At 54.3% G+C, this 23,945-nt stretch carries 30 protein-coding genes and 1 other annotated feature; of the genes, 18 read left to right on the forward strand and 12 right to left on the reverse strand.

Annotated elements, in window-relative coordinates:
* Positions 1-126: 126 nt before the first annotated feature.
* The 3 genes from ACOTXC_RS10970 to hxpB all read right to left on the reverse strand — a co-directional run bounded on the left by ACOTXC_RS10970 (position 127) and on the right by hxpB (position 2,374).
* Positions 127-717, reverse strand: coding sequence for a metal-dependent hydrolase (locus ACOTXC_RS10970; RefSeq protein ID WP_015570742.1), 591 nt, complete (start codon positions 715-717; stop codon positions 127-129).
* Between the two features lie 95 nt (positions 718-812).
* The gene (gene kduD / locus ACOTXC_RS10975) at positions 813-1,574 is read right to left on the reverse strand and encodes a 2-dehydro-3-deoxy-D-gluconate 5-dehydrogenase KduD (protein ID WP_023299906.1); all 762 of its coding nucleotides are present in this window, start codon (positions 1,572-1,574) and stop codon (positions 813-815) included.
* Positions 1,575-1,702: 128 nt separating this feature from the next.
* Positions 1,703-2,374 (reverse strand): hexitol phosphatase HxpB, encoded by a 672-nt coding sequence (gene hxpB / locus ACOTXC_RS10980; RefSeq protein ID WP_022647828.1) that lies wholly within the window; start codon positions 2,372-2,374, stop codon positions 1,703-1,705.
* A gap of 141 nt (positions 2,375-2,515) precedes the next feature.
* On the opposite strand from hxpB, the gene ACOTXC_RS10985 reads away from it, so the two are divergent.
* Entirely contained in the window at positions 2,516-3,052 is a 537-nt protein-coding gene (locus ACOTXC_RS10985) for a YniB family protein (protein ID WP_015570741.1), read from the forward strand.
* Between the two features lie 32 nt (positions 3,053-3,084).
* On the opposite strand, the gene ACOTXC_RS10990 is transcribed toward ACOTXC_RS10985, so the two are convergent.
* The 3 genes from ACOTXC_RS10990 to pfkB all read right to left on the reverse strand — a co-directional run bounded on the left by ACOTXC_RS10990 (position 3,085) and on the right by pfkB (position 5,365).
* Entirely contained in the window at positions 3,085-3,945 is an 861-nt protein-coding gene (locus ACOTXC_RS10990) for a fructosamine kinase family protein (protein WP_421767641.1), read from the reverse strand.
* 105 nt (positions 3,946-4,050) lie between these two features.
* A complete protein-coding gene (gene ghoS, locus ACOTXC_RS10995; protein WP_003857822.1) occupies positions 4,051-4,341 on the reverse strand; it encodes a type V toxin-antitoxin system endoribonuclease antitoxin GhoS in 291 nt (96 codons plus the stop codon).
* Between the two features lie 91 nt (positions 4,342-4,432).
* The gene (gene pfkB, locus ACOTXC_RS11000; protein ID WP_022647831.1) at positions 4,433-5,365 is read right to left on the reverse strand and encodes a 6-phosphofructokinase II; all 933 of its coding nucleotides are present in this window, start codon (positions 5,363-5,365) and stop codon (positions 4,433-4,435) included.
* A 17-nt stretch (positions 5,366-5,382) separates the two neighbouring features.
* On the opposite strand from pfkB, the gene ACOTXC_RS11005 reads away from it, so the two are divergent.
* From ACOTXC_RS11005 to ACOTXC_RS11015, 3 genes are all read left to right on the forward strand, one after another.
* Positions 5,383-5,655 carry a hypothetical protein gene (locus ACOTXC_RS11005; RefSeq protein WP_022647832.1) on the forward strand — a complete coding sequence of 91 codons (273 nt, stop codon included), beginning with the start codon at positions 5,383-5,385 and terminating at the stop codon, positions 5,653-5,655.
* A gap of 5 nt (positions 5,656-5,660) precedes the next feature.
* Positions 5,661-6,419 carry a DUF481 domain-containing protein gene (locus ACOTXC_RS11010; RefSeq protein WP_022647833.1) on the forward strand — a complete coding sequence of 253 codons (759 nt, stop codon included), beginning with the start codon at positions 5,661-5,663 and terminating at the stop codon, positions 6,417-6,419.
* 264 nt (positions 6,420-6,683) lie between these two features.
* Positions 6,684-6,917 carry a hypothetical protein gene (locus ACOTXC_RS11015; RefSeq protein ID WP_032622263.1) on the forward strand — a complete coding sequence of 78 codons (234 nt, stop codon included), beginning with the start codon at positions 6,684-6,686 and terminating at the stop codon, positions 6,915-6,917.
* 149 nt (positions 6,918-7,066) lie between these two features.
* On the opposite strand, the gene yniD is transcribed toward ACOTXC_RS11015, so the two are convergent.
* Positions 7,067-7,174 carry a small membrane protein YniD gene (yniD, locus tag ACOTXC_RS11020; RefSeq protein WP_003857815.1) on the reverse strand — a complete coding sequence of 36 codons (108 nt, stop codon included), beginning with the start codon at positions 7,172-7,174 and terminating at the stop codon, positions 7,067-7,069.
* A 98-nt stretch (positions 7,175-7,272) separates the two neighbouring features.
* Complete coding sequence (gene yncL, locus ACOTXC_RS11025; RefSeq protein ID WP_071785204.1) at positions 7,273-7,365, reverse strand: stress response membrane protein YncL; 93 nt, start codon at positions 7,363-7,365, stop codon at positions 7,273-7,275.
* A gap of 323 nt (positions 7,366-7,688) precedes the next feature.
* Here yncL and thrS point away from each other — a divergent pair, with 323 nt between their 5' ends.
* The 14 genes from thrS (at position 7,689) to selO (ending at position 20,331) form a co-directional block, all read left to right on the forward strand.
* Positions 7,689-9,617 (forward strand): threonine--tRNA ligase, encoded by a 1,929-nt coding sequence (gene thrS, locus ACOTXC_RS11030; protein WP_006809077.1) that lies wholly within the window; start codon positions 7,689-7,691, stop codon positions 9,615-9,617.
* 3 nt (positions 9,618-9,620) lie between these two features.
* On the forward strand, positions 9,621-10,163 hold the full coding sequence (gene infC / locus ACOTXC_RS11035; protein ID WP_059443439.1) for a translation initiation factor IF-3: 543 nt from the start codon (positions 9,621-9,623) through the stop codon (positions 10,161-10,163).
* A 97-nt stretch (positions 10,164-10,260) separates the two neighbouring features.
* Positions 10,261-10,458 (forward strand): 50S ribosomal protein L35, encoded by a 198-nt coding sequence (gene rpmI, locus ACOTXC_RS11040; protein WP_001124225.1) that lies wholly within the window; start codon positions 10,261-10,263, stop codon positions 10,456-10,458.
* Positions 10,459-10,508: 50 nt separating this feature from the next.
* Positions 10,509-10,865 carry a 50S ribosomal protein L20 gene (rplT, locus tag ACOTXC_RS11045; RefSeq protein ID WP_000124850.1) on the forward strand — a complete coding sequence of 119 codons (357 nt, stop codon included), beginning with the start codon at positions 10,509-10,511 and terminating at the stop codon, positions 10,863-10,865.
* A gap of 117 nt (positions 10,866-10,982) precedes the next feature.
* Positions 10,983-11,107: a sequence feature (Phe leader region), on the forward strand.
* A complete protein-coding gene (gene pheM, locus ACOTXC_RS11050; RefSeq protein ID WP_001386830.1) occupies positions 10,988-11,032 on the forward strand; it encodes a pheST operon leader peptide PheM in 45 nt (14 codons plus the stop codon). (Overlaps the previous feature by 45 nt.)
* A 62-nt stretch (positions 11,108-11,169) precedes the next feature.
* Positions 11,170-12,153 carry a phenylalanine--tRNA ligase subunit alpha gene (gene pheS / locus ACOTXC_RS11055; protein WP_022647837.1) on the forward strand — a complete coding sequence of 328 codons (984 nt, stop codon included), beginning with the start codon at positions 11,170-11,172 and terminating at the stop codon, positions 12,151-12,153.
* Between the two features lie 15 nt (positions 12,154-12,168).
* The gene (pheT, locus tag ACOTXC_RS11060) at positions 12,169-14,556 is read left to right on the forward strand and encodes a phenylalanine--tRNA ligase subunit beta (protein ID WP_063849310.1); all 2,388 of its coding nucleotides are present in this window, start codon (positions 12,169-12,171) and stop codon (positions 14,554-14,556) included.
* Between the two features lie 4 nt (positions 14,557-14,560).
* Positions 14,561-14,860 (forward strand): integration host factor subunit alpha, encoded by a 300-nt coding sequence (gene ihfA, locus ACOTXC_RS11065; protein WP_003857805.1) that lies wholly within the window; start codon positions 14,561-14,563, stop codon positions 14,858-14,860.
* A gap of 103 nt (positions 14,861-14,963) precedes the next feature.
* Positions 14,964-15,944: a vitamin B12 ABC transporter permease BtuC gene (gene btuC, locus ACOTXC_RS11070; RefSeq protein ID WP_023305965.1), complete on the forward strand. Its 981-nt coding sequence runs from the start codon at positions 14,964-14,966 to the stop codon at positions 15,942-15,944.
* A gap of 33 nt (positions 15,945-15,977) precedes the next feature.
* Positions 15,978-16,529 carry a glutathione peroxidase gene (locus ACOTXC_RS11075; RefSeq protein WP_022650905.1) on the forward strand — a complete coding sequence of 184 codons (552 nt, stop codon included), beginning with the start codon at positions 15,978-15,980 and terminating at the stop codon, positions 16,527-16,529.
* Positions 16,529-17,284: a vitamin B12 ABC transporter ATP-binding protein BtuD gene (gene btuD / locus ACOTXC_RS11080; RefSeq protein WP_046618262.1), complete on the forward strand. Its 756-nt coding sequence runs from the start codon at positions 16,529-16,531 to the stop codon at positions 17,282-17,284. Before ACOTXC_RS11075 ends, btuD begins: the two co-directional genes overlap by 1 nt.
* Positions 17,285-17,356: 72 nt before the next feature.
* On the forward strand, positions 17,357-17,821 hold the full coding sequence (locus ACOTXC_RS11085) for an NlpC/P60 family protein (RefSeq protein WP_015570730.1): 465 nt from the start codon (positions 17,357-17,359) through the stop codon (positions 17,819-17,821).
* Between the two features lie 292 nt (positions 17,822-18,113).
* Positions 18,114-18,827 carry an EAL domain-containing protein gene (locus ACOTXC_RS11090; protein ID WP_421767642.1) on the forward strand — a complete coding sequence of 238 codons (714 nt, stop codon included), beginning with the start codon at positions 18,114-18,116 and terminating at the stop codon, positions 18,825-18,827.
* A gap of 61 nt (positions 18,828-18,888) precedes the next feature.
* Positions 18,889-20,331: a protein adenylyltransferase SelO gene (selO, locus tag ACOTXC_RS11095; RefSeq protein WP_421767643.1), complete on the forward strand. Its 1,443-nt coding sequence runs from the start codon at positions 18,889-18,891 to the stop codon at positions 20,329-20,331.
* On the opposite strand, the gene ACOTXC_RS11100 is transcribed toward selO, so the two are convergent.
* From ACOTXC_RS11100 to chuS, 4 genes are read right to left on the reverse strand one after another with little or no spacing between them, the layout of a single operon-like run.
* Positions 20,328-21,107, reverse strand: a complete 780-nt coding sequence (locus tag ACOTXC_RS11100) for a heme ABC transporter ATP-binding protein (protein WP_417929909.1) — start codon at positions 21,105-21,107, stop codon at positions 20,328-20,330. The two genes, selO and ACOTXC_RS11100, sit on opposite strands and share 4 nt — an antisense overlap.
* Positions 21,100-22,092: a FecCD family ABC transporter permease gene (locus ACOTXC_RS11105; RefSeq protein ID WP_023299913.1), complete on the reverse strand. Its 993-nt coding sequence runs from the start codon at positions 22,090-22,092 to the stop codon at positions 21,100-21,102. Before ACOTXC_RS11105 ends, ACOTXC_RS11100 begins: the two co-directional genes overlap by 8 nt.
* Positions 22,092-22,910 (reverse strand): heme/hemin ABC transporter substrate-binding protein, encoded by an 819-nt coding sequence (locus ACOTXC_RS11110; RefSeq protein WP_421767644.1) that lies wholly within the window; start codon positions 22,908-22,910, stop codon positions 22,092-22,094. The genes ACOTXC_RS11105 and ACOTXC_RS11110 overlap by 1 nt, the downstream gene beginning before the upstream one ends.
* The gene (chuS, locus tag ACOTXC_RS11115) at positions 22,907-23,935 is read right to left on the reverse strand and encodes a hematinate-forming heme oxygenase ChuS (protein WP_038417025.1); all 1,029 of its coding nucleotides are present in this window, start codon (positions 23,933-23,935) and stop codon (positions 22,907-22,909) included. The genes ACOTXC_RS11110 and chuS overlap by 4 nt, the downstream gene beginning before the upstream one ends.
* Between the last annotated feature and the right edge of the window lie 10 nt (positions 23,936-23,945).

Below are 23,945 nucleotides of genomic sequence, written 5' to 3' on the forward strand. Positions count from 1 at the left end.
CCCGTTCTCCTGATTTATTATACGGTCGGTTTTTACCGAACCTGTTGGCGCAAGGTTATCAGAAGTGTGATGTGGCGCTTATATCCATATGGAATGGTTTATGACAAAAGTGATTGTATTGCCGGTTTAATGCTCAATCTGGTGATTAATAAAACGATTGAACTGAAATTGCAGCGAGTTGATCATCTGCGATGACCAGCGCACTGCACCATTTTCGGGCAATGTCTGCGGCATCCAGACGGCATAGGCAAACAGCGCCATGCACAGAACGCGCTCCAGCTGGTTGCCTTTTTGCGGCACGAGGATTGGCAGGCGGAAACGCCAGCGGCAGGGCCAGAGCAGCGGAACGCCCGCTGGCGTCAGCATATCGGCGAGGATATGGCTTAAGTAGCCGAGCACCATGCCCTGAATGGCATCCGCCGGGACTATCCAACTCTCGGGAACCTTCAAATAGAAGAGTGTAAGCAGGCCAAATACGGCCAGCAGGCTGTGGGTAAACCCGCGATGACCAAAGGCTCTGGCGATGGGTTTTGAAATCCACTTCAGCCGCTGACCAAGGAATGATTTTGGATGATCGATGTCCGGCAGCAGGCAGGTCAGCACGGCAGAAGGGACAATATGCCACCAGTCCCCCTGGGCCAGCACAGGGGTCAGTTCAGCGTTTTTAGCAAACACTGCACAGGCAAGTGAAAAAAGCAGGTGGCCTTCCGCCGTCATGATAAAACCCGGTAAACTGTCAATCCATACAGTATAGGGTTTTTATACAGTGTGTGAAAGAGGTGACGGTGTAACTCTTTGTCACAAACCGGCGGTTAGCGCGCCAGCCAGCCACCGTCTACGGCAAGGGTATGGCCGTTAACGTAATCCGACGCCGCCGAGGCCAGAAACACCACCGGACCCTGTAAATCCTCCGGAAGTCCCCAGCGGCCCGCCGGAATACGGTCGAGGATCGCCTGGCTGCGCTGCTCATCATCGCGAAGTTGTTGGGTGTTATTTGTCGCCATATAACCCGGCGCGATAGCGTTCACGTTAATACCTAGCGGCGCCCATTCGTTTGCCAGCAAGCGGGTGAGCCCGAGGACGCCGCTTTTCGAAGCCGTATAGGACGGCACCCGAATGCCGCCCTGGAAGGAGAGCATGGAGGCAATGTTAATGATCTTGCCGCCCTGACCCTGCACGATAAACTGTTTCGCTACTGCCTGAGAGAGGAAAAAGACCGATTTCAGATTGAGATCGATGACCTCGTCCCAGTCCTTCTCGCTAAATTCCAGCGCATCGCACCGACGAATGGTGCCGGCATTGTTAACCAGAATATCGATGCGGCCCATCTCTGTGACGGCGGTATCCACGACGCTCTGAATACTCTCATGCTTGCCGAGATCGGCGCGAATTGCGATAAAGCGCCGTCCCAGCGCCGTGACGCGCGCTGCCGTTTCGTCAGGAACCTTGCGGTTTACCCCCACGATATCGCATCCTGCCTGGGCGAGGGCAATGGCCATGCCTTGCCCCAGACCGGTATCGCACCCGGTCACCATCGCCACTTTTCCTGCCAGAGTAAAAGCATCCAGTATCATACGCGCCTCAGAAGTCAGGTTATTGTCATTCTGCACGTAAGGATAGGAGTCTGGAATGAGAAAAGCAAATAAAGTAAAACGTTGTTTTGATTTTGTGATACAGGCAGCCGAAGCTGCCTGAAAGAGCGTTACTCTCCGCGCAGATGGCGGGCAGTCAATTCTTCAAGAGACGTCAGCCTGACATCCGCGAGGGCAAAGCGGGGATCGTGTCGGCCTTCTTCAGCCGGCACAACGATGGAGCGCATACGTGCGGCTTTGGACGCCACCATGCCGTTAACCGAATCTTCCAGCGCCACACAGGTAAGCGGATCCAGCCCCAGTTTCGCGGCGCAGTCCATATACACCTGCGGATGTGGCTTGCTGTAAGGAAGCTTTTCGGCCGAGGCCAGCGCGTCGAAGCTGTCGCGCAGCCCGAACATCGTCAGCACTTTTTCCAGCATATGCAGAGGTGAGGCAGAGGCAAGCCCCACTTTCAGCCCTTGCGCCTTGCACAGGGCGATAGCGTCGCGTACGCCCGGTAACAGAGGCTTATTCTCTTCTACAAGGGAGATAGCACGGTTGATAATGCGCGCCGTAACTTCGTCGCGATCCGGGCCAACCCATGGCTGGTGGGCATACCAAAGGTCAACCACCATATCGATGCGCAGCCCCAGGGTATCGGGAAGCTCATTACGACGACTGATATCGACGCCGAGGCTGGCCATCACGTCCAGTTCAGCCCGATCCCACAGGGGTTCGGAATCAATCAACAATCCATCCATGTCAAAAATAGCGGCAAGTATCTGGCGCGGTGTCGACATTACAACATCTCCTTATCTTGGGGGTAAGACGAACGGTGCTAAGCACAAGCAATTTAGCATATTGCATTCAAAGATCGGGCGAAAATGACCGACAGCAGGTAGACTTAGGCACAAATAACGCGTCTTTATGAAGAGGAACTAATGACGTATCAACAAGCTGGACGCATCGCAGTCTTAAAACGTATTGCTGGTTGGGTTATTTTCATTCCCGCCCTGATTTCAACGCTGATCTCCGTACTTAAATTTATGTACGATCACAGCGAAAAACAGCCGGGCATTAATGCCGTCATGCTTGATTTTGCCCACGTCATGATTGAGATGATGCGGTTTAACACCCCATTCCTGAACGTCTTCTGGTTCAACTCGCCCACCCCGGATTTTCACCACCAGCTGAATGTCGGGTTCTGGATAATCTATGCGTTGATCTTTATCGCGATGGCGTTGCAGGCCTCCGGCGCGCGCATGAGTCGCCAGACCCGCTTTTTACGCGAAGGGGTGGAAGATCAGCTGATACTTGAGAAGGCGAAAGGCCCTGACGGGATGAGCCGCGAGCAGATCGAATCGCGCATTGTCGTTCCGCGTCATACCATTTTTGTGCAGTTTTTCCCGCTCTATATCCTGCCGGTTATTATCATTGTGGCCGGGTATTTCTTCTTTACGCTGCTCGGCTTCCTGTAATGTCAAAGGGGGCGTATTGCCGCCCCCTCCCGCTATGCCGCCAGGATACGGTCCAGCGCCCGCTGGGCATTCACCAGATGACTCCCGTCAAACAAAATCGCCCGGTTTAGCAAGGTGTACAGCTGATAAACCGGCTGACGTTCAAGGAAACCCGCAGGTAACGGCGAGACAGACTGATAGCCATCATAAATTTGCGGCGGCTGTTCAGGGTGCAACGGCAGCATCGCCAGGTCACATTCTCTGTCGCCCCAGTAGCAGGCCGGGTCAAATATATAGGGACCATCAGGCCCAAGCGCGCAGTTGTTCGACCATAAATCACCGTGCAGAAGGGAAGCCTGAGGCTGATGCGAAGCCAGACGCTGCTGAATGTGTTCAACAATCGCGTCGATGTTGCCGAACGCTAGTCCCTTTTCAGCGGCCAGCTCCAGCTGCCAGCCTATGCGCTGCTCGGCAAAAAAAGTCGACCAGCGGCGTTGCCACGCGTTTGGCTGTGGGGTGGTTGAGAGGTCGTTATCGAAATCGAGCCCAAACTGAGGTTGATCGCTCCACTGGTGCAAACGGGCGATCTGTTGGCCGAGAATAAAGGCGTTGTGCGCATCCAGAGGGCGCGCCGGAAGATAGTTCATCACCAGAAAGCTGTAGTCACGATCGCTGCCAACGGCTAAAACCTGTGGAACGTTGACTGTTTTACTGCGCGATAACAACTCAAGCTGATCGGCTTCGGCCGTAAAAATGGGGAGCAATTCGCGCTCATCACATTTTACGAAGAGATCGCGCCCGGCGTAACGTAAATGCCATGCGGCATGGATCTCTCCGCCTGGCAGTTCGTTACGCAGTTCAATTTCACCTTCACCCAGTTGCTCACTTAAAAGATGACTGATAGCCTGCCACATGATGTCTCTCCCATGTTGTCTGCCAGATCATAAAGTTAGCGCAAAACGGCTATAAAAAAACAGGAACTAACGCACAACTGAGCGGTTTAATTTTGTACAGGGCACTTATTGTTCTTTTTTATGCCAGTTTTCCCAGCTATCCACATCAATTTCCGTGGCTTTGTCAGTCACGCTTTCCACCAGGCTACTGGCCAGCGCCTTCACCTCCTCCTGACTCAGCGGGCTTATCAGGCCAAAGGCCAGCGAGCCGAGATCGTGAATATTGCCCTCATCGTCCGTCAGCGTGAGCAGAAAATTCGCCCGCGTGAAAGCGTTGTTGAGTTCATTCAGTTCGGTCAGCGATGCTTCATGAATATTGACGGTTACGACGTAGCGGGTGATATCACCACTGCTCATAATTCACCTCGTTGTTATCCTGAAAGTTTTCTTAGCATAGTCGATAAGCCATATTTGGCGACTTCCCCCTCCACGGGAAGGGGAAGCACGTTCAGCTTCTCGCCAGGTAATCGACAATTTTCTGAGTATCCGCAAGCGAACACAGACGGGTTCCCTGATTGATGGTGGCAGCGCTCCCTGCCGCGACGCCATAGCGTGCCATCTCCAGAAGCGAAGCGCCCTGCGCCAGCTTCAGCACCATCGCGCCAACCATACTGTCACCGGCACCCACGGTACTCTGACTTTTCATCGGCGGTGGAACAACCTGCACGCAGCCCGTCTTGTCGACGGCCAGCGCACCCTGAGGACCGAGAGAGACTACAACGCGATGCGCTTTGCCCGTGCGTACCAGCTCTTCTGCGGCAGTACGCACGTCATCAGGCTGGTTGAGCTCGCGATTGACAAGTGCACTGAGCTCTTTCTGGTTAGGTTTGACAAGTTCAAGTTGTCCGGGCTCTAACGCCGCCTTCAGGGCATCGCCTGAGCTATCGACAATGCAGCGGATGCCGCGCTGGAGCACCGCCTGAACCAGTGCCGTCAGCTTTTCTGTTTTGACGCCCGGCGGCAGGCTACCGCTGATCACCAGCAATGAGCCGCTTTCAATGGTCAGCACTTTCTCTTCCAGTTGACGAAACTCATCATCGCTCAACTTCGCCCCTGGCATCACAAAACGATATTGCTCGCCGCTGGATTCAACATGAACATGCAGGTTTTGCCGGGTCCAGTCTCTGGCGTCAACGGTATCTACTGCAACCTGTTCATCTGCCAGCAGCGCAACCAGATGCTCACCCGTGGCGCCGCCAGCGGGGAAGATGGCGGTTGCTTTTCCGCCGAGATGGGTAATTGCGCGCGCCACGTTAATGCCGCCGCCGCCCGGCTCAAACACCGGCGCGCTACAGCGCAGCTTACCTTCCGGATAGATTTGCGGCGTCATGGTCGCAGAGTCGAGGGAAGGGGAGAGCGTCAGCGTGTAAATCGAAGCCATCATGACCTCCTTTTATCATGGGTTATTTTAAGCCTGGCACCGTTTGGCAGGAAGGCAACGTAAATAACAGTATGATTTTAAAAATGAATGCTGACAAAAAACCTTGGCCGGGTATATACATTAAATCGCGTTTTGGGATCGTTCTTATTCAAAAAATGAAAGAAGAAATTATTGCTATGTTATTTGCGGCTTTTTATAATTTGTTACCTTTCTATGGTCGCCTTGTCATTGATCCGCAAGAAAGTTTCCGAGACCGTGACGGTCTCTTTTTATGTTGTACGGACTCCTAAAATAAATGAAGCTTTTGAAGACAGTACCCGCAGCACTGATGCTGGCGGGTGGCGTATTTGCGTCACTGAATGCAACCGCCGATGATACCGTTTTTACTGTCATGGACGATCCCTCCACTGCCAAAAAACCCTTTGAAGGTAACGTGAATGCCGGGTATCTGGCGCAATCCGGTAACACGAAAAGCTCCTCCATGACCGCAGACAGCACCCTGACCTGGTACGGCAACACCACGGCCTGGTCGCTGTGGGGCAATGCCAGCAACACGTCTGCTAACGATGAACGCTCCTCTGAGAAATACGCGGTAGGTGGGCGTAGCCGTTACAACATGACAGATTATGACTACCTGTTCGGGCAGGCGAGTTGGCTTACTGACCGCTACAACGGCTATCGCCAGCGCGATGTCATGACTGCGGGTTATGGTCGTCAGTTCCTGAATGGACCGGTGCACAGCCTCCGTTTTGAATTCGGTCCGGGTGTCCGTTACGACGAGTACACCAACGGCGAAGATGAAACCCAGCCGCTGGGTTATGCATCGGGCACCTACGCATGGCAAATGACTGACAACGCTAAATTCACCCAGGGTGTGTCGGTGTTTGGTGCTGAAGATACAACGCTGAACTCTGAAAGTGCGTTGAACGTGGCTATCAACGAACACTTTGGACTCAAGGTGGCGTACAACGTAACCTGGAACTCTTCACCGCCTGATTCCGCGCCGGAACATACCGATCGCCGAACCACGATTTCTTTAGGTTATAAAATGTAATTTCTTTGGGCCGGGACTATTTTCGGCCTGTTTTTTATTTTTTGAAACTGTGCTTATTTATATTAAACGGCGTTTTGAAATAATAGGCATGGTTTCGTCTTCATAATTTCTCCATAATTAGGCGGCCAGGCCTTATTCAGTTTATTTGACACGATTTGATAAATAATTTGACTAGGCAAAAGTGTGATCCAGATCTACACTTACGGCACAGGCAAAAAACTCGCCTCAGGCATTTCTGCATTAATTAAGTATGAGAACAGAATTATGAAAAAAATCAAAACCGCTACAGCAGCGATGGTGCTTTCCGCACTTTCATTTGGCGTATTTGCTGCTGATAATATGACGCAACCTGCCAGTGACGTAAACAGCCCAGTCGGGATCGCTAAAGCCTCTGATGTTGAAGCAGGCTCCAACATTGCCCCTGGCTCCCAGTCTACCGGCCAGTCAATGAATGATGCATTTGATGTACACAAGCTGGTGGCGGGTGAGTGGTCCTGATATTTCAACTGCCGCATGTGATGGAATATATACGCTGTCACAGCCTGGCGAAAACCGGATTATGACGTACCGGTTTTGGACCATAAATTATCGTAAAGATAGTTAAGATTTATTCAGTAAATTCACGGCACGTTTTCGCTGACATAATATTAGCCCCAGATCATCGCGGCCCAACGCAGCAGCAACATCGCGCCGCAAATAGCGATTAACACCACGACCATTTTCCAGTGCTTAACGGCAAATCTTTTTGTTGGCATAACCCAATCCTTGTCAGTTGATACCCTTAGTCTACCAAAGTCTGCGCCAGAAAGCGCTTTACCCGGGACAACAGGTTATGCCAGAACAGCGGTTCGGCTTAAAACCAGTGGAATCTGTCGGCCAGTATCAATACCAGACCAGCAGCGGAAAGTAGATTCAATATCACAACGGTTCTGCTCGATACATTCATGTGATACCCCTTCGATGTTTAAGGACCAGATCAAGAATAGCTCAGCACTTTCGGATTGCGAGCCCCCGTCAACAAAAGTTCATGAACGCAGACATAAGGATGAGCGGTTCAAATCGGTCGCGGGAAGGTGCATTCGCCCTGTTAATAGTGTTACCATTACGCTGCTTGCCGTAAATCCGCATTTATCTGAATCGGCAGGTGCATGATGACGAACCAATTTGACGATTGTTGGTCAGATGGTTTCGTAATCTACTGTTTAATCACGATTATTTTCTTTGTATATGCTCTTATGTGTGGGGCATCACTGCAAATAAGGATATAAAATGCCTGTAATTACTCTTCCTGATGGCAGCCAACGCCATTTCGACCACGCTGTAAGCCCAATGGATGTTGCACTGGATATCGGTCCTGGACTCGCAAAAGCAACCATTGCAGGCCGCGTAAACGGTGAGCTGGTAGACGCGTCCGATCTGATTGAAAGCGATGCAACGCTTGCGATCATCACCGCGAAAGACGAAGAAGGTCTGGAGATCATTCGTCACTCCTGTGCGCACCTGTTAGGTCATGCTATTAAGCAGCTGTGGCCCAACACCAAAATGGCGATCGGCCCGGTTATCGACAACGGCTTCTACTACGACGTTGACCTTGACCACACCCTGACACAGGAAGATATCGACGCGCTCGAAAAACGTATGCATGAGCTCGCCGAAACGAACTATGACGTCATCAAGAAGAAAGTCAGCTGGCATGAAGCGCGTGAAACCTTCGTGAAGCGCGGCGAGAGCTATAAAGTCTCGATTCTTGATGAAAACATCGCTCATGATGACAAGCCTGGCTTGTACCATCACGAAGAATATGTCGACATGTGCCGTGGACCGCACGTGCCGAATATGCGCTTCTGTCATCACTTCAAACTGATGAAAATCGCAGGCGCCTACTGGCGTGGCGACAGCAACAATAAAATGTTGCAGCGTATCTATGGTACCGCGTGGGCCGATAAGAAAGCCCTGAACGCGTACCTGCAACGCCTGGAAGAGGCGGCTAAGCGTGACCACCGTAAAATCGGTAAGCAGCTTGACCTGTATCATATGCAGGAAGAAGCGCCGGGGATGGTGTTCTGGCATAACGACGGCTGGACAATCTTCCGTGAACTGGAAACGTTCGTGCGCTCCAAGCTGAAAGAGTACCAGTATCAGGAAGTGAAAGGCCCGTTCATGATGGACCGTGTGCTGTGGGAAAAAACCGGCCACTGGGACAACTACAAAGATGCGATGTTCACCACTTCGTCTGAGAACCGTGAATACTGCATCAAGCCAATGAACTGTCCGGGCCACGTTCAGATCTTCAACCAGGGTCTGAAATCCTACCGCGATCTGCCGCTGCGTATGGCGGAGTTCGGTAGCTGCCACCGTAACGAGCCATCAGGTGCGCTGCACGGTCTGATGCGTGTTCGTGGCTTTACTCAGGATGATGCGCATATCTTCTGTACTGAAGATCAGGTACGTGATGAAGTTAACGCCTGTATTCGTATGGTCTACGATATGTACAGCACCTTTGGCTTCGAGAAGATCGTGGTCAAACTCTCAACGCGTCCGGAAAAACGTATCGGTAGCGATGAGACATGGGATCGCGCAGAGGCGGATCTCGCCGTGGCGCTGGAAGAGAACGGTATTCCGTTCGAATACCAGCTGGGCGAGGGCGCATTCTACGGTCCAAAAATTGAATTTACCCTGTATGACTGCCTCGATCGCGCATGGCAGTGCGGAACGGTACAGCTGGACTTCTCCCTGCCGCAGCGTTTAAGCGCCTCTTATGTTGGCGAAGACAACGAGCGTCAGGTGCCGGTTATGATTCACCGTGCGATTCTCGGTTCACTGGAGCGCTTCATCGGCATCCTGACTGAAGAGTTCGCGGGCTTCTTCCCAACCTGGCTTGCGCCAGTGCAGGTAGTTGTGATGAACATTACCGATTCTCAGGCGGATTACGTTAAAGAATTGACGCAGAAACTACAAAATGCGGGCATTCGCGTAAAAGCAGACTTGAGAAATGAGAAGATTGGCTTTAAAATCCGCGAGCACACTTTACGTCGTGTCCCGTATATGTTGGTCTGTGGTGATAAAGAGGTGGAAGCAGGCAAAGTTGCCGTTCGCACCCGCCGTGGTAAAGACCTGGGGAGCCTGGACGTAAGTGAAGTGATTGAGAAGCTGCAACAAGAGATTCGCAGCCGCAGTCTTCAACAACTGGAGGAATAAGGTATTAAAGGCGGAAAACGAGTTCAAACGGCACGTCCGAATCGTATCAATGGCGAGATTCGCGCCCAGGAAGTTCGCTTAACAGATCTTGAAGGTGAACCACTGGGGATTGTGAGTCTGAGAGAAGCGATCGAAAAAGCTGAAGAAGCTGGAGTAGATTTAGTTGAAATCAGCCCTAACGCCGAACCGCCAGTTTGTCGTATTATGGACTACGGCAAGTTCCTTTATGAAAAGAGTAAATCTTCTAAGGAACAGAAGAAGAAGCAAAAAGTTATCCAGGTTAAGGAAATCAAATTCCGTCCTGGTACCGACGATGGCGATTATCAGGTAAAACTCCGCAGCCTGATTCGCTTTCTGGAAGATGGCGATAAGGCCAAGATCACGCTGCGTTTCCGCGGTCGTGAGATGGCCCACCAACAGATTGGTATGGAAGTGCTTAACCGCGTCCGTGAAGATCTGAGTGAACTGGCAGTAGTCGAATCCTTCCCAACGAAGATCGAAGGCCGCCAGATGATCATGGTGCTCGCTCCTAAGAAGAAACAGTAAGGCCTTCAAGCAGCAAAATCTGTGGAGCCTTCGGGCCCCATAGGTTTTGTTCGCCTATGTTTCGTTTATTTAACAATGCGAAGTGGAAGTTATTAAAATGCCAAAAATTAAGACCGTACGCGGTGCTGCTAAGCGCTTCAAAAAAACCGGTAAAGGTGGTTTTAAGCACAAGCACGCTAACCTGCGTCACATTCTGACTAAGAAAGCTACCAAGCGTAAACGTCACCTGCGTCCAAAAGCCATGGTTTCTAAAGGCGATCTGGGCCTGGTCATCGCGTGCCTGCCGTACGCATAAGTCGTTAACGTTTAACTTTTTTAACTTAGAATAGATACAGGAGAGCACACATGGCTCGCGTAAAACGTGGTGTAATTGCACGTGCACGTCACAAGAAAATTTTGAAACAAGCTAAAGGCTACTACGGTGCGCGTTCACGCGTATACCGCGTTGCCTTCCAGGCTGTTATCAAAGCAGGTCAGTACGCTTACCGTGACCGTCGTCAGCGTAAGCGTCAGTTCCGTCAACTGTGGATTGCGCGTATCAACGCAGCAGCACGTCAGAACGGTATTTCTTACAGCAAATTCATCAACGGCCTGAAAAAAGCCTCTGTTGAAATCGACCGTAAGATCCTGGCTGACATCGCAGTATTCGACAAAGTAGCGTTCACCGCTCTGGTCGAAAAAGCGAAAGCAGCACTGGCATAAGCCAGTTGAAAGAGGGGGCTTTGCTCCCTCTTTTCATATCGCCTTATCAGAAGATTGACATTTACCCGTCCAGGCTTTTCAATAAGGTCTTAACGGTTTTTACCCTACAAGGTAACGCAAGCATGAATGCTGCTATTTTCCGCTTCTTCTTTTACTTTAGCACCTGACTTCAGGAGGCTAGCGCGTGAAAGATGAAACGAAAAACAGCGCCAGATAAGCCTCCCGATGGAGGCTTTTTTTGTGCCTGAATTTGAGAGATTACGTCCAACAATTCGGTGTCTGCACCGACATAATGAGGAAAACCATGTCACATCTCGCAGAGCTGGTTGCCAGTGCAACGGCCGCCATTAACCAGGCCTCAGATGTTGCCGCGTTAGACAATGTCCGCGTCGAATATCTGGGCAAGAAAGGGCATCTGACCCTTCAGATGACTACCCTGCGTGAACTGCCAGCAGAGGAGCGCCCGGCAGCAGGTGCAGTGATTAACGAAGCCAAAGAGCAGGTACAACAGGCGCTGAACGCACGTAAAGCCGAGCTGGAAAGCGCAGTATTGAATGCGCGTCTGGCGGCAGAAACGATTGACGTTTCTCTGCCGGGTCGCCGTATCGAAAACGGCGGTCTGCATCCGGTTACCCGTACTATCGATCGTATTGAAAGTTTCTTCGGTGAGCTCGGCTTTACCGTGGCGACTGGCCCGGAAATTGAAGATGACTACCACAACTTCGATGCCCTTAACATTCCTGGCCATCATCCGGCACGCGCTGACCACGACACTTTCTGGTTTGACGCCACCCGTCTGCTGCGTACTCAGACATCTGGCGTTCAGATCCGTACCATGAAGGAGCAGGCTCCACCGATCCGCATCATCGCGCCGGGTCGCGTATACCGTAACGACTACGATCAGACCCACACCCCAATGTTCCACCAGATGGAAGGTCTGATTGTTGATAAAAACATCAGCTTCACCAACCTGAAAGGCACACTGCACGATTTCCTGAACAACTTCTTTGAGGAAGATTTGCAGGTTCGTTTCCGTCCGTCCTACTTCCCGTTCACTGAACCTTCTGCGGAAGTTGACGTGATGGGTAAAAACGGTAAATGGCTGGAAGTGCTGGGCTGCGGCATGGTGCATCCAAACGTACTGCGCAACGTAGGTATCGATCCGGAAGTATACTCCGGCTTTGCGTTCGGTATGGGCATGGAGCGTCTTACCATGCTGCGCTACGGCGTAACCGACTTACGTGCGTTCTTCGAAAACGATCTGCGTTTCCTCAAACAGTTTAAATAAGGGCAGGAAAGAACAATGAAATTCAGTGAACTGTGGTTACGCGAATGGGTTAACACCACGCTGGACAGCGACGCGCTTTCTAACCAGATCACCATGGCGGGTCTGGAAGTTGATGGCGTGGATCCTGTTTCTGGCGCCTTTACCGGCGTCGTGGTAGGTGAAGTGGTTGAGTGTGGTCAGCACCCTAACGCCGACAAACTGCGCGTAACAAAAGTCAATGTGGGCGGTGACCGTCTGCTGGATATCGTCTGCGGTGCGCCAAACTGCCGACAGGGCCTGAAGGTAGCCGTGGCGACCGTCGGCGCGGTACTGCCGGGCGATTTCAAAATCAAAGCGGCTAAGCTGCGCGGTGAGCCGTCTGAAGGCATGCTGTGCTCCTTCTCCGAGCTGGGCATTTCCGACGATCACTCCGGGATTATCGAGCTGCCGCAGGATGCACCAGTGGGTACCGATATCCGCGAATACCTGAAGCTTGATGACAACACCATCGAAATCAGCGTGACGCCAAACCGTGCCGACTGCTTAGGTATCATCGGTGTAGCCCGCGACGTGGCCGTGCTGAACCAGACCGAACTGAATGAGCCGGAGATCGCTCCGGTTGAGGCAACCATCAGTGATGTGCTGCCGATTCAGGTTGACGCGCCTGAGGCCTGCCCGCGCTACCTCGGTCGTGTGGTGAAAGGTATTAACGTTAAAGCGCCAACCCCGCTGTGGATGAAAGAGAAACTGCGTCGCTGTGGTATCCGTTCTATCGACGCTGTGGTTGACGTGACCAACTATGTTCTGCTGGAGCTGGGCCAGCCAATGCACGCCTTCGATAAAGATCGTATCGAAGGGGGTATTGTTGTGCGCATGGCGAAAGAGGGCGAAACCCTGGTTCTGCTGGACGGCAGCGAAGCGAAACTGAACGCCGACACTCTGGTAATTGCCGATCACAACAAAGCGCTGGCGATGGGCGGGATCTTCGGCGGCGAGCACTCTGGCGTCAACGACGAAACGCAAAACGTCCTGCTGGAATGCGCGTTCTTCAGCCCGCTCTCCATCACCGGCCGCGCACGCCGTCACGGTCTGCACACTGACGCTTCTCACCGCTATGAGCGTGGGGTGGATCCTGCGCTGCAATACAAAGCGATGGAGCGTGCGACTCGCCTGCTGATCGACATCTGCGGCGGCGAAGCGGGTCCGGTTATCGATGTGACCAACCAAGCGGCGCTGCCGAAGCGTGCGACCATTACTCTGCGCCGCAGCAAGCTGGATCGTTTGATTGGTCACCACGTTGCCGATGCGCAGGTGACCGACATTCTGACGCGTCTGGGCTGCGAAGTGACTGAAGGTCAGGATGAGTGGAAAGCCGTTGCGCCATCCTGGCGTTTCGACATGGAGATCGAAGAAGATCTGGTGGAAGAAGTGGCCCGCGTGTACGGCTACAACAATATCCCTGACGAGCCGGTGCAGGCGGGTCTGGTGATGGGCAGCCATCGCGAAGCCGATCTGTCACTGAAGCGTGTGAAAACCATGCTGAACGACAAAGGCTACCAGGAAGTGATCACCTACAGCTTCGTTGATCCTAAGCTGCAACAGCTGATCCACCCGGGTCAGGAAGCGCTGATCCTGCCAAGCCCGATCTCCAGCGAGATGTCAGCGATGCGTCTGTCCCTGTGGACGGGACTGCTGGGTACTATCGTTTATAACCAGAACCGTCAGCAGAACCGCGTGCGTATTTTCGAAAGCGGTTTGCGCTTTGTACCGGATACTCAGGCCAATTTAGGCATCCGTCAGGATCTCATGCTGGCCGGCGCCATCAGCGGTAACCGCTATGAAGAGCACTGGGACCTGGCAAAAGGGACGGTTGATTTCTACGATATGAAGGGCGATCTGGAAGCGATTCTCGATCTGACCGGTAAATTATCCGAAATTGAATTCCGCGCAGAAGCGATTCCAGCCCTGCATCCGGGCCAGAGTGCGGCGATCTATTTAGACGGCAAACGTGTTGGTTTTATTGGGGTTGTTCACCCGGAGCTGGAACGTAAGCTGGATCTGAATGGCCGTACCATCGTATTCGAGCTGGAGTGGAACCCGGTTGCAGACCGCGTCATTCCTCAGGCAAAGGACGTCTCACGCTTCCCGGCAAACCGCCGTGATATCGCGGTTGTGGTCGCTGAAAATGTGCCCGCAGCAGATATTTTGGCCGAATGTAAGAAAGTTGGCGTAAATCAGGTAGTTGGCGTAAACTTATTTGACGTGTACCGCGGCAAGGGCGTAGCAGAAGGTTTCAAGAGCCTCGCTATTAGCCTTATCCTTCAGGATACCAGCCGTACACTCGAAGAAGAGGAGATTGCCGCTACCGTCGCCAAATGTGTAGAGGCATTAAAAGAGCGATTCCAGGCATCATTGAGGGATTGAACCTATGGCGCTTACAAAAGCTGAAATGTCAGAATATCTGTTTGATAAGCTTGGGCTTAGCAAACGGGATGCCAAAGAGCTGGTAGAGCTGTTTTTCGAAGAGATCCGTCGTGCTCTGGAAAATGGTGAGCAGGTTAAACTCTCCGGCTTTGGCAATTTTGATTTGCGAGACAAAAACCAACGTCCGGGCCGTAACCCGAAGACGGGGGAAGATATTCCCATTACAGCCCGCCGCGTGGTGACCTTCAGACCCGGACAGAAGTTAAAAAGCCGTGTCGAAAACGCAACGCCCAAAGCAGAGTAATATGAACTAACTAAAAAGGCCGCTCACGCGGCCTTTTTTCTTTGCGCTATTTGCTAAACCCGCCGTAAAATCAATGATATCTCAACCGGATAACCTATCGTCTATGCTTGATCTTGCCCGTCTTCAGCACCGCTCCGATCTCCGCCGCCTGTGTCTGCTCGGGGTGCTGATGATTGTCGCCACCACCGTCAGCCTGTGTGCGGGCGATCGGTGGCTGGGACCGGAAAGCTGGTTTACGCCTGAGGGACAGCTCTTTGTCTGGCAGATCCGCCTGCCACGGACGCTGGCTGTGCTTTTAGTCGGCGCTGCGCTGGCGCTGTGCGGCACGATCATGCAGGCATTATTTGAAAACCCTCTGGCGGAACCCGGACTTCTCGGGGTGTCGAATGGCGCAGGCGTCGGGCTTATCGCCGCCGTGATGCTGGGGGGAGGCGAGCTCTCCGCCTGGGGGATTAGCCTCAGCGCCATCCTTGGCGCGCTGTTGATAACCCTTATCCTTCTGCGCTTTGCTCGTCGCCATTTATCCACCAGCCGGCTGCTGCTTGCCGGGGTAGCGTTGGGGATCATCTGTAGCGCGCTGATGACATGGGCCGTCTACTTCTCCACCTCTTTCGATCTGCGCCAGTTAATGTACTGGATGATGGGGGGATTTGGTGGCGTTGACTGGCGTCAGGGGTGGCTGATGGTGCTCCTGATCCCGGTCATCCTGTGGACGGCGTTCCAGGCGCAGCCGCTTAATATTCTCGCGCTGGGCGAAACGTCTGCTCGCCAGCTCGGGATGCCGATTGGCTTCTGGCGCAACGTGCTGGTTATCGCTATCGGCTGGATGGTGGGCGTAAGCGTGGCGCTGGCGGGGGCGATTGGCTTTATTGGGCTGGTGATCCCGCATATGCTGCGCCTGTGCGGTATTACGGACCACCGAACCCTGCTTCCTGCCTCGGCGGTTGCCGGGGCGGCAACGCTGCTGATTGCCGATATTATCGCCCGGCTTGCGCTGACGGCCGCTGAGTTGCCGATAGGCGTGGTGACCGCAACGCTGGGCGCACCGGTCTTTATCTGGCTACTATTAAAAGCTGGACGTTAAAACACAACCTGTAAGTCAACCTGAGGGAATGCTATGCAGTCTGATATTCTGAATACCGAAGTGACTACCATTGACGGCGAGAAAACCACGCTGGAAGGCTACAAGGGCAAGGTACTGCTCATCGTGAACGTGGCATCGAAATGTGGCCTTACGCCGCAGTATGAACAGCTGGAAAACATTCATAAAGCCTGGGAAAAAGACGGCTTTACCGTACTCGGCTTCCCGTGCAACCAGTTCCTGGGCCAGGAGCCGGGCAGCGAAGAGGAGATTAAGACCTTTTGCAGCACAACCTATGGTGTGACGTTCCCGATGTTCAGCAAAATTGATGTGAACGGGGAAAATCGTCATCCGCTGTATGCCAAACTGGTGGCTGCGGCGCCGACCGCCGTTGCGCCTGAAGAGAGTGGTTTCTATGAGCGTATGGCGAGCAAAGGTCGCGCGCCGCTCTATCCGGACGATATTCTGTGGAACTTCGAAAAATTCCTGATTGGCCGTGACGGTCAGGTCGTGCAGCGTTTCTCGCCTGACATGACGCCTGAAGATCCTATCGTGATGGAATCAATCAAGCTGGCGCTGGCGAAATAATGACGCTGCTGATGCAGCTCACAGGCGTTGCCGGGAAGGGACGTCTTGAGCCTGTTACCGCCGCAGTCAACGCAGGTGAAATCCTTCACCTGGTTGGGCCTAACGGCGCCGGAAAAAGCACGCTGCTGGCGCGCATGGCGGGGCTGACCCGCGGGGAAGGGGAGATTACCTTTCTCGGGCAATCGCTCGTCAACTGGCTACCCTCTACACTCGCCTCCCGTCGAAGCTATCTGGTTCAGCAGCAGGTTCCGCCCTTTGCAATGCCCGTCTGGCACTACCTGACGCTGCACCTGCCTGATAAAAATCAGGTAGCATTGCTCCATGACGTTGCTGCGGCGCTCGGGTTAGACGATAAGCTCACCCGACAGGCCAGCCAGCTTTCCGGTGGCGAATGGCAGCGCGTGCGTCTGGCCGCCGTCATCCTTCAGGTTCATCCGGTGGGAAATCCTCACGGGCGGTTGCTGCTGCTGGACGAGCCGATGAGCGGACTGGACGTTGCCCAGCAGGCAGCGCTGGATACTCTGCTCAGCGCGCTGTGTCGCAAGGGCATCGCCATTGTGATGAGCAGCCATGATTTAAACCATACGTTGCGCCACGCGCATCGGGTGTGGTTGCTGGCGCGTGGCAAACTGATTGCCAGCGGAACGCGCGACAGCGTGCTGACGGCCCCCAATCTTGCGAGTGCTTACCACATGTCGTTCCGGAGGCTGGATATTGAAGGCCACAAGATGCTCATTTCCACGACGCAGGAGTAACCTTTCTTGCACAGCCGCATAGATGCACGCTAAATTACCGAAAGAACAAAAAAAGCAGAGGATTCGTCTGAAATGCGATTCTGGTTTCTCCTTGTTGCGGCGCTATTTCTTGCAGGATGCAGCAGCCATCGTGCACCTCCGCCTAACCCACGGCTTTCTGACTCCATTACGGTCATTGCCAGCCTGAACGATCAGCTCAGCAACTGGCGCGGCACCCCTTATCGCTACGGCGGGATGAGCCGGGGCGGGGTGGATTGCTCGGGATTTGTGCTAATGACTTTCCGCGATAAATTTGACCTACAGCTTCCGCGTGAAACGCGTATGCAGGCGAAAATCGGCACTGAAATTGATAAAGACGAGCTCCTGCCCGGCGATCTGGTCTTTTTTAAAACAGGTTCCGGTGAAAGCGGCCTTCATGTCGGCATTTATGACACCGATAATCAGTTCATTCATGCCTCGACCAGCCGCGGCGTGATGCGCTCCTCTCTCGATAATGTTTACTGGCGTAAAAATTTCTGGCAGGCCAGGCGTATTTAACCGCTGCATAAAGATGCAGTGCGGAGGGCCTGGCGGTGAAAATAGACGTCAGGCTTTTCTTGCGGGTGGATTAAAGTAAAATTTTTGCCCACTTATTTTTGTCAGCATGTGCCTGTTTTATCTAAAACTGGCTATTATTCAATAACCAGGATAAGATTATTTTAGATTCAGGGAAAAATCTGAAAATTAATACGGAAAGAATGAAATTAATCTTATTAAAATCAAGACAGTGGAATTGTGCCTGCAATTGCTCCAGGATGTTCTCTCTCATCTTTAATGCAGGACAAGGGCGATGATTATTACGCTAGATAATGCTTACCAGTCTGAACTTTTACTCCTTCCGGCGCGTGATAGTGCAGGTTTGCTTAAAGGTTTAGAGATTTTGGTTAACTTTACTGGCGTGGGTACGGACGTACGAATCCCGACTGAACTGGTTATCCCTCATCTTTCTCAGGAAGATGAATTAGTGCTGTTTCAGGAAAAACTGCAATTACTCGATACCTGTAAGCTATTTTTTATTCAGCATCAGTTAATTGCATGGATCAATATTACACCTGCAATTGTTGAGTTTTTATTAACTAATGAGAACGCTGTTTCAATCCTTGATCGTTATCCGTTTCTTGAGTTTACTGTTAATGAGAACTATCCAGGTTTAAATAACGGGAAAGACGATCTTACGCTTGCAAGAATGGCGATCCATTTCCCCTTAGTGCTGGCTAACTTTGGTGCAGGGGCTGCATCCCTTAAACCGGTTTATGATGGTCTGTTCAAACGGGTGATTCTGGATAAAAACTTTATTCATCAGCGCGTCTCGGCGCTCTCTTACGAGCCATTTATGCGCGCCATTCTCTGGCAGATCGCGCCGCATTGTCAGTCGGTCATGGTCTCGGGAATTGACGATCACGGCATCTTACAACGCGTGCTGCCCTTCAATTTTGGCGCAATGCAGGGAACCCTGTGGCCTGCCGTCCCGGCAGAACGCGTAACGACCCTCGTTCAGCAATAACCCCTTTCTTCGCCCGTGTTTACGTCAAGGGAAACCCTCTACACTTAAAGCAGGAGGACTTATGACCCTGTCTTTTACTGCTCACTGGCACGATGAATTACCCGGCTTTTACACCGCGCTTAAGCCCACGCCTTTACAGAACGCGCGTCTTATCTGGCATAACGATGCATTAGCGGATTCGCTTGGCATCCCTTCGACACTTTTTCAGTCAGAAAAGGGCGCCGGTGTCTGGGGCGGCGAAACGCTGCTTCCGGGCATGAAGCCTCTGGCTCAGGTCTACAGCGGACATCAGTTTGGCGTCTGGGCGGGACAGCTCGGCGATGGTCGCGGCATCCTGCTGGGTGAACAGGTTCTGCCGAATGGCGAAACGCTCGACTGGCACCTGAAAGGGGCAGGGTTAACACCGTACTCACGCATGGGGGATGGCCGCGCGGTGCTGCGTTCAACCATTCGTGAAAGTCTGGCTTCCGAGGCGATGCATGCCCTGGGGATCCCCACCTCACGCGCGCTGTCCATTGTCACCAGCGACACGCCGGTGGCCCGTGAGACGATAGAGCAGGGGGCGATGCTGATCCGCGTGGCGGAAAGCCATCTGCGTTTTGGCCATTTTGAACACTTCTACTATCGCCGCGAGCCGGATAAAGTCCGCCAGCTTGCCGATTACGCCCTTCGACGTCACTGGCCGCACCTGCAAAACGAACCGGACCGCTATGTTCTCTGGTTCCGTGATATTGTCGCGCGCACCGCCTCAATGATTGCCCGCTGGCAGGCCGTCGGCTTTGCCCACGGGGTGATGAATACCGACAACATGTCCCTGTTAGGGCTGACGTTTGACTACGGTCCGTACGGCTTCCTTGATGACTATCAACCGGGTTACATCTGTAACCATTCGGACTATCAGGGGCGTTACCGTTTCGACAACCAGCCTGCGGTGGGGCTGTGGAACCTTCAGCGGCTTGCGCAAAGCCTGTCGCCGTTTATCGACGTCGATGCCCTGAACGATGCGCTCGACACCTATCAGGAGGTCTTGCTGCGGGAATATGGTGTGTTAATGCGCAACAAGCTGGGGCTGATGACGCAGGAAAAAGGCGATAACGCGCTGCTGAATGGGCTGTTTGCCATCATGGCGCGTGAAGGCAGCGACTATACCCGAACCTTCCGTATGCTGAGCCAGACTGCGCAGCAGAGCGCCGCTTCACCGCTGCGTGACGAGTTCATCGATCGACAGGCGTTTGATGACTGGTTTGCCACTTACCGGGCGCGTTTACAGCAGGAACAGATTGATGACGATACCCGCCAGACGCGGATGAAGGCGGTTAACCCGGCGATGGTGTTGCGCAACTGGCTGGCGCAGCGGGCTATTGAGCAGGCAGAGCAGGGGGATTATGCCGAGCTGCATCGGCTGCATATCGCCCTGCGCACGCCGTTTGCTGACCGGGAGGATGACTATGTCAGCCGCCCGCCGGACTGGGGCAAGCGACTGGAAGTGAGCTGCTCAAGCTAAGGGGCGAGAAAAACCTGCGGCGCGGCGTGCGCCGGATGTCTGCCGACGTGCACCTGCGCACCGTACCAGCGCGCCAGCGCGTCGGCCTGCAATACCGTCTCCGGTATGCCCTGAGAAACAATCCTGCCGTTGTGTAACAGCAGGATCCGGTCCGACCATAACGCGGCGAGATTAAGATCGTGCAGCACCACGCAGACGTGAAGATGACCCAGACGGGTCAGCGATTTCAACAGGCGCAGCAGATGCTGCTGGTGGTAGAGATCCAGCGCTGAAGTGGGTTCGTCGAGAAACAGCCAGCCGCGCGGCGTTCCCTCACGCCACAGCTGCGCCAGCGCGCGGGCGAGCTGGATGCGCTGCTGCTCGCCGCCCGAGAGGGAATGGTAACGTCTGCCAGCCAGCGGCAGGCAACCGGTCAGCTGCATCACCTCACGCACAATCGACGGTTCAGGTTGACGCGACCAGGGCGCACGCCCCATTCCAACGATCTCCTCTACCAGCCAGTCAAATCCAGGCTGAGTATGCTGACGCATCACTGCCCGATAGCGGGACAGCGTCTCCGGGTGCCATTCATCCAGCGCTTTCCCCGCCAGCGAACAGCCGCCGCTGTCGGGTTTCAGGTAGCCGGTCAGCAGTCGCAGCAGCGTGGATTTCCCCGCGCCGTTGGGACCGATCAATGTAACCAGCTCTCCCTGCGACAGTGACAGCGAAACGTTATCTGTCAGCGTGCGGCCAGACCGGGTAAAAGTCAGATTTTCAGCCGTATAACGTTCAGCCATGCTGTTCTCCACGACGAAAAATGAGCCATAAGAACCAGGGGGCGCCAAGGATGCTGGTGAGCAACCCGACCGGCATTTCTGCCGGGGCGACCAGAGTGCGGGCTACCGTATCCGCCACCAGCAGCAGAAAAGCGCCCGCGAGAACCGTGCCGGGGAGGGTTGCCCGGTGATCGGCGCCCAGCCACATGCGCATCAGGTGCGGCACCACGAGTCCGACAAAGCCAATCACGCCGCTGACGGCGACAGCCGCAGCGACCAGCAGAGCGCTGCATAACAGTAATATTCGCTGTACAAGGGCAACGTCCACGCCGAGGTAATGCGCTTCCTCTTCACCCAGTTGCAGTAAATTTAATGCACTGGCACAACGCCAGATCGCCAGAGCGGCAGGCACCATCAGCGAGATCACGGCGAGCAGCGTTGACCACTGCGCCTGACCGAGACTTCCCATTCCCCAGAGTGAAAGCTGACGCAACTGGGCGTCATTGCTGACCCACGAAAGCACACCCACTGCCGCACCGCACAGGGCATTGATGGCGATACCCACCAGCAACAGACGTGACAGAGAGGTGTCACGCTGCTTGCTGAGCAGGAAGATCACACCTGTGGCTGCCAGCGCCCCAAAAAATGCCGCCAGCATCGGAGCATAAAGCATCACCAGCGCGGGCAGCGAGAGCGGGAGCACCACCCACAGGGCGACGGCCAGCGCCGCACCGCTGCTGATCCCGAGCAGACCCGGGTCGGCCAGCGGATTGCGGAACAGCCCCTGCATGACGCAGCCGGCGAGCGCCAGCGACCCGCCAATCACCAGCGCCAGCAGCACGCGGGGCAGACGGATGGTGAGCCAGATCTGGCGTAGCGTCTCATCGCTGCCGCTCCACAGCACGTTCACCGGCAGGCGTAACGCCCCAAAACCGGTAGCCATGAACGTCATGACGGTAAGCAACCCCGCCAGAAGCCATAACGATAACGTGATGCGCCGGGACATCAGGGCAGTTGCTCCGCTCTGGCACGCAGCTGTTGTATGGCTTTCGGCGTGCGGACGCTGAAGCCCAGCAGGGCCATGTCATCAATAGCCAGCACCTGCTTGCTTCGCCCCGCTGGCGTTTGCGCCAGGCCGGGCAGTTTCCACAGATTTTGTTCGCCGCCCAGCGCGTTAAGGCCGTCCTGCGAAATCACCACCAGATCCGGCTGGCTGGCCATTACCCCCTCCTGGGAGAGCGGCTGATAGCGGGTAAAGCCCTGCATGGCGTTCTGCAACCCGGCGGCGCGTATTGCCGCATTCGCGCCGGTCTGTTGCCCGGCCGCCATTGCGGTCATTCCGCCGTGGCTGAGGATAAACAGCACCCGCTTGTTGAGCGGTGTTGAGGGCAGAGCCGCCAGCGCCTGACGCAGCGAGTTGCGCAGGGTTTCCCCTTGCACCTCATGATGCGTCGCCTGAGCTATCACTCGCACTTTTTCGTCAATCGTGCGCAGGTCAGGCGTGCCGGGAACGGTAACTACCCGGACGTGGCTCTGTTCAACCTGTTTCAGCGCCAGAGAGGGTTGCGCCTGGTCGCTTGCCAGCACCAGCGTCGGGCGTACGGACAGAATTCCCTCCGCATTCAGCTGGCGGAGATACCCCACGTCAGGCAGCGCGTTTGTCGCCTGCGGCCACTGGCTGGTACTGTCGCGCGCAACCAGAGAAGACTCCGCGCCGAGGGCGTAGACGATCTCCGTCACGTCGCCGCCGAGGGCGACAATTCTCTCCGGCGCGGCGACGGTGACCAGCGGCAGGGCGCAGAGCAGGGCAAACCAGTTTTTCATGCGGCCAGCCCTTCTGGCGTCAGAGCGTCAATCTGGCGGCGCCACTGGCTCTGCTCCGGCTCGCCTTCGGTACGCTGCCCATAGAGCTGGGCGATCTGAGTTCCATCCGCAGCAAACAGCTCCAGGCTGGTAACGTGTCCGTCTGCCGTGGGCTTACGCGTAACCCACGTCTCCGCGATAGTCTCCTCCAGCAGATGCAGGGTAAAGGTTGGGTTGAAGATGTTCAGCCAGCCCTTCATGGGCGTCAGTTTTTCCACCACACCGGTGAAGATCTGCACGCAACCGCGGTTGCCGACGAAGATCATGATTTCGTTTCCGTCCTGTTGCGCCCTCTCCAGCAGTTGTGCCAGCGCGCTGTTATCCACCTTACAGGCCAGATCGTCACTCACCAGACGAAACGCCTGCTGGCGGCTCAGGTTATGGCGCTTCAATAAGCTAAAGAATTGATGCACGTCGGTCATGGCGCGCCACTCTTTCTCCACCGAGCCTGCATCTGCACCGTCGGAATGCGCGGGGGCTTCGACAGCCTTCAGCGCCAGAGCGGGGTTATCGGCAATGATAAAACGGGTCAGGACGTCGCCCCAGGCAGCAACGTCGGTGTGATCCGTGGTGTAGACCTTCAGTAAAGCGTCGCCCTGATGATCGAAGAACTGAATGCTCTGACGTTCGCCGCGGGAGGTCGTTTCGCTAATGTGAAACGCGCTCGCCCACTGGTTGAGGAACAAACGCAGATCCAGCGCGCGCGGATTCAGCACCAGCCCGGCATGACCGCCGAGGTGCTGGTGAGTAAACGCTCCAACCTGTTCGTGAACGGCGTATTCGTTACGGCAGATGCATTTGGTTTCCCCCACGGACTCCAGCGCTGCCAGAATCTCGCGGATTTCACCGCGCAGCCGCCAGGCGTCGTGTCCAACGCGCGCAAATGCCAGCTCTGCTTCGCTGATGTGCATTAATCCGGCGATATCACGGGCGTACTTACCCGGATGTTCTTCTTTAAGCTCAAGCCAGCGTGTGTAGTGACCCATAATCTTATCC

Source organism: Enterobacter cloacae complex sp. IR5428 (genome assembly GCF_049238585.1).
GTDB lineage: Bacteria > Pseudomonadota > Gammaproteobacteria > Enterobacterales > Enterobacteriaceae > Enterobacter > Enterobacter intestinihominis.